This window comes from Nocardioides sp., from assembly GCF_031422975.1.
Taxonomy (GTDB): domain Bacteria; phylum Actinomycetota; class Actinomycetes; order Propionibacteriales; family Nocardioidaceae; genus Nocardioides.
In genome coordinates this window covers 1-4,670 of sequence record NZ_JANPEO010000248.1, presented here as the reverse complement: position 1 = coordinate 4,670, position 4,670 = coordinate 1, and the positions used below count along the sequence as shown (strand labels likewise).

General features: G+C 71.0%; 5 protein-coding genes and 1 pseudogene. 2 read left to right on the top strand and 4 right to left on the bottom strand.

The genetic code is table 11. The annotated features are described in order from the left end of the window. Positions 1 to 556, bottom strand: a 556-nt coding sequence (locus RMO85_RS07365; protein WP_310528056.1) for an iron-containing alcohol dehydrogenase, incomplete at its 3' end; no start/stop codon positions are given. A 164-nt stretch (positions 557 to 720) separates the two neighbouring features. Between RMO85_RS07365 and RMO85_RS07360 the strand changes: the two genes are divergently transcribed. After that, positions 721 to 855, top strand: a complete 135-nt coding sequence (locus RMO85_RS07360; RefSeq protein WP_310528055.1) for a hypothetical protein — start codon at positions 721 to 723, stop codon at positions 853 to 855. Here the strand turns inward: RMO85_RS07360 and RMO85_RS07355 are convergent. Beyond that, on the bottom strand, positions 845 to 1,735 hold the full coding sequence (locus RMO85_RS07355; protein ID WP_310528054.1) for an NUDIX domain-containing protein: 891 nt from the start codon (positions 1,733 to 1,735) through the stop codon (positions 845 to 847). The two genes, RMO85_RS07360 and RMO85_RS07355, sit on opposite strands and share 11 nt — an antisense overlap. Positions 1,736 to 1,782: 47 nt before the next feature. On the opposite strand from RMO85_RS07355, the gene RMO85_RS07350 reads away from it, so the two are divergent. Next, positions 1,783 to 2,991, top strand: a complete 1,209-nt coding sequence (locus RMO85_RS07350; protein ID WP_310528053.1) for an acyltransferase family protein — start codon at positions 1,783 to 1,785, stop codon at positions 2,989 to 2,991. Positions 2,992 to 3,133: 142 nt separating this feature from the next. Here RMO85_RS07350 and RMO85_RS19645 read toward each other — a convergent pair. Together RMO85_RS19645 and RMO85_RS07345 are read right to left on the bottom strand one after the other, a co-directional pair. Beyond that, positions 3,134 to 3,550: pseudogene (locus RMO85_RS19645) on the bottom strand (lysophospholipid acyltransferase family protein); the annotation flags it as partial. 86 nt (positions 3,551 to 3,636) lie between these two features. After that, a partial coding sequence (locus RMO85_RS07345; protein WP_310528052.1) for an FAD-linked oxidoreductase occupies positions 3,637 to 4,670 on the bottom strand: 1,034 nt, incomplete at its 5' end.

The following is a 4,670-nucleotide window of genomic DNA, read 5'->3' as shown; positions in this document are numbered from 1 at the left end:
CGGCCAGCGGGGGCGGCTGGGGGGGGGGCGTGAGGCGGTTTTTGACCTCCGGGGGGTGGCCGTCGCGCCCGCAGTGGGTGGCCCACACCGACCCCGTCCCGGTCGTCGTCGGCACCGCCACCAGGGGCAGCAGCGGCTGGGCCGGAGCCCGCCCGGCCCCCACCGGCGCGTTGAGGTAGTCGAACAGCTCCCCCTCGTTGGTGACCAGAAGGTTGACAGCCTTCGCCGTGTCGATCGCCGATCCGCCGCCCACGGCCACGATGGCGTCCCAGGGCCCCCCGGTGCGGGCGAACGCGATGGCCTCCTCGAGGGACTCGTCGGTCGGTTCGACCCGGGCGCGCTCAAAGGTCGTGACCTCGAGACCGCGCTCGACGATCTGGGCGGCGATCCTGGCTGGATGCCCGGTCGCGGCCACACCCGCATCGGTGACCAGCAGCACCCGCGGGCGGGCTGCCGACGCCCCGATCAGCTGGTGGAGGTCGAAGCCGATCTCGACCGAGGCTCCGCGGCCGAACTTCAGGCCGGGGGCCGCGTAGGTGAACACTGTTTCCGCCATCAGGTCACCGTAACGGGTCGTCCACGCCCACAGATTCGGCCGCAGATCCTCGCCAGGTGCACCTTTCATACACAGTCGGTCAACAAGCAACGCATCTGGTCACGGGCCGGTCCGGCACTTCCTAGAGTTGCCCTCATGACCACCACACCACGCGGATCGCAGCCATGAACGGCGGAGGACGCCTGCTCGCCGGCGTTGCTGCGGTGGCCCTCGTGGTGAGTGCGCTCGGGCTCGCGGCACCCAGCTCCGCAGAGCTCAACGGTCAGCCGGTCGTCACCGAGGTCTCGATCAACCGCTAGCAAGTCCCAGGGCATGGCGCACGACGTCGAGCACCGGCACCGTCCCGGAGTCGATGTCCGCGGGCTCCACCCAGGCAACCTCGTCGCAGGTCCCGTCGATCTCGACGACGCGCGGGCGTGAGTCGGGCCGCACCGTCGCGGCGAAGATCAGGTGCACGCCATGGAAGTCCTCGACGCGGCCACTCGGCGCAGTCCCGGAGAAGTGCGTGTCGTGTACGCCGAGCAGCGTGCCGACCTCGCACTCGATGCCGCACTCCTCGGCGACCTCGCGAGTGAGCGCCTGGGCGGGCGGCTCGCCGTGGTCCACGCCGCCGCCGGGCAGCGTCCAGAGGCCGGTGTGGTGGGCGCGCCGCGACAGCCTCGTCAGCAGCACGGCCGGGCCACGACGGATCAGGGCGTAGGCGGCGATCCGCTGCAGCTGGAAGGGCGTGTGATCGGCCAACGCCTCGCCCACCATCGCCACGACCGGCAGCGTGCCGTCGAGCACCCTGGCGAGCGGGTGCCAGGCGGCCTCGACGGTGGACCCGCCGATCTCGATGACACGCGGCGTGGGCGCGTCGGACGGCACCCACGCGTCGTACACGATCCGCAACGCATGGAAGTCGGTCATCACGCCGTCGCGGGACGCGCGTGGCAGGTGGGCGGAGTAGACGTGGGCCGTATCGCCGATGCTCGCGCTCAGACCGGTCTCCTCGGCGATCTCGCGCAACAGGGCGTCGCGCGGGTTCTCGCCGTGGTCCAGCCCGCCGCCCGGCAGCGTCCACAGCTCTGAGCGGCTGATGCGCGGCGCGAGCCGGCACAGGAGCACCTCGGGCTCGGAGGTGACGCGCATGATGACGGCGTAGGCCGCAACGCGCTGTCGTCGGGGCAGGGGGGACATGGTCCTAACCTGTCACGGCTCTCCAGGGTTGTCGTAGCGTGACACTCGTGGCTTCGACGACGCGTGACCCCTGGCTCGACAACACCAAGATGGCTCTGGTCACCCTGGTCGTCGTCGGGCACTCGTGGGGCCTGCTTCCCGACACCCACTTCAGCGACTGGGCCTACGACTTCCTCTACTTCTGGCACATCCCGGCGTTCGTGTTCATCAGCGGCTACCTCTCGAAGTCGTTCGAGTGGACGCCTCGGCACTTCAAGGGCCTCCTCTACGTCCTGGTCATCCCCTACCTCGTCTTCGAGCCGGCGCTGTACTACTACCGTGTGAGCCTCGGGGAGCACGAGCCCGGCCTCCTCTACCTGCAGCCGCACTGGACGATGTGGTATCTGCCGGTCCTGTTCTTCTGGCGGCTGATGACCCCGATCCTCAAGCGGCACTGGCTCTTCCTGCCGGCGGCGGTCCTCGTCAGCCTGGCGGGTGGGCTGTGGACGCTCGACTGGTTCATGTTGCCCCGCATCCTGGGCCTGCTGCCGTTCTTCGTGCTCGGACTGCACCTGAAGCCGCGCCACCTCCGGCACCTCGACGACCCCTGGGTGAAGGTCGCCGCCGTCGGCGCGCTCGTGCTCATCGCCGCACTCGCCTACGACACCGACGAGTGGGCCCGCACCGCGTTCCTCTGGTACGACGCGGGCTACGAGGACCTGCACGTGCAGGTCGCGACCGCCGCCCAGACACGGCTCTCGGTGATGGCGGTCGGACTGATCGGCGCGTTCTCGGTGATGGCGCTGATCCCCCGCCGCCAGGGCTGGTTCACCGCCATGGGCGCGGCCACCATGAACGTCTACCTGCTGCACGGGTTCGTGATCAAGACGGTCAGGGCGCAGGGCTTCAGCCAGTGGAGCGAGGGCCACCCGTACGCCGCACTGCTGGCCACCACCCTCGGTGCCGTCGCCCTGGCGCTGGCGCTGGCAAGCCCGTGGTCTCGGCGCTGGCTCAGCTGGGTGGTGAACCCTCTCGGCACGTGGGAGCAGCATCGCAGTCGGTCGGCCCGCACAGCTCCGGGCCCCACGACGGGCGCACCGACGAGCGCGGCACCGAGTCCAGCTCCCTTGCCTCGTGCCGGGTCGGCGCCGCCCCTCCCAGATGAGCCGGGTGCCACGGCGCCCACTCCCCCGGTCGTGGGCGGTGGTGCGGACGACCCTGGATTTCCTCGAGCTGCTCCGTCAGGCGAACGCCGAGGCCCCGAGTCCACTCACTGAGGTCCTCACCGGGCCCGATCACCATCGGCTCCCCGAAGGTGATGTCCACGCGCCTGCCCCGGGTCAGGTCGGGTCGCGGTTCGTTGCCGGCGTGGTCGGGTCGACCGACGCTGTAGATCCGCTGGCTGCCCCAGATCGCCACGGGGATCACCGGCACTCCGGTCTCACGCGACAGGCTGGCCAGGCCTCGCATCAGTGCGCGCACCGTGTAGGAGTAGGAGATGCCGGCCTCGGGAAACCCGCCGACCACCTCGCCCTCGCCCAGCAGTCGCCTGGCCATCAGATAGGCCCCGGCGGGGGCCTCCCGGTCGACCGGGATGTGCCGCATCCGGGTCATCGGCGCGGCGAGGGCACGTTGGTGCCAGATGTCGTGGCGGGTCATGAACCGCACGTAGCGACCGCGCTCGATCGCGGCCTTCTCGAGGAAGATGAAGTCGGGGTAGGAGACGTGCGTGGCCGCCAGCATGGCCGGGCCGTGGGTCGGCACGTGTTCGAGGCCCGTGGCGCGGACGTCGATGCCCAGCCCCTTGAGCGCCAGCCGGCCCAGGGTGTTGGTCATGCGGTACCAGGCGTCGCTCATGACTTCTCTTCGTCGCGGGTCCCCGGATCGGATCGGCTGGACGGGGAACATATCCAGCGCCAGGCTCACACGAAGGGCGGACGCGCGTCCCGCGCGATCGAGCGACGCCCTGCCCAGCGCCAGACGCGCGCTGCGCGGTCGCGGTCGGTGTCGTCGACGAGGTTGCCCATCCAGCGCAGGGCCAGCGTCATCAGCCAGTCCGAGCGCATGCCCGCCGGGCCGAGGGCCGCCACGACCTGCGGCACCGTCGCGACGCCGGCCAGCCGGCGGGCGATGGAGAAGGCCTCCCCGTAGTGCTGGCGCAGGATCTGCGGCCAGGCCGTGGCGAGATCGCCGTCGTCGGCCATCAGCTCGGCGACGAGCCGTCCGGTCTCGAGGCCGTAGTCGATGCCTTCGCCGTTGAGGGGGTTCACGCAGGCCGCCGCGTCGCCGATCAGCGCCCAGTTGGCGCCCGCTACGCCGGAGACGGCTCCACCCATCGGCAACAGCGCCGAGGTCGGCGCCCGCAGGTCCCCGGAGAGCTGGAACTCGTCGCGGCGCTGCTCGGCGTAGAAGCTCATCAGCGGCTTGATCGCGATGTTGGCGGGCCGCTTCAGCGTGGCCAGCGTGCCGACACCGATGTTCACCTCGCCGGTGCCGAGCGGGAAGATCCAGCCGTAGCCGCTGAGGAGCTCGCCGTCCTCGCCGCGCAGCTCCAGGTGGGAGCTGATCCATGGGTCGTCGGACATCGCGGACTCGATGTAGGAGCGGCCCGCGACGCCGTACACCGTGTCCCGGTGCCACTCGCGGCCCAGCATCTTGCCCAGCGGCGACCGGACGCCGTCGGCCACGACCAGGCGGCGACACTCGATCTCGAAGGTGTCCTCGCCCGCGGCGAACGTCACGGCCGCGACGCGACGGCCCTCCATCCGTACGCCGACCGCGCGGGCGCCCTCGAGGGCGAGCGCCCCGCTCTTGAGGGCCACGGTCCGGATGTGGTCGTCGAGCTCGGTGCGGGCCACCGCCGAACCCCACGCCGGCAGGTCGCTGTCGGGCAGCGACGGCCAGGGCAGCAACAGGGTCTGGCCGAACCCGTGGGCGCGGAGACCGAGGTTGACGG

Bases quoted from the DNA above. Each gene is read 5' to 3' on its own strand.
- RMO85_RS07360 (WP_310528055.1), top strand. From the start codon at position 721: ATGAACGGCGGAGGACGCCTGCTCGCCGGCGTTGCTGCGGTGGCCCTC.
- RMO85_RS07355 (WP_310528054.1), bottom strand. From the start codon at position 1,735: ATGTCCCCCCTGCCCCGACGACAGCGCGTTGCGGCCTACGCCGTCATC.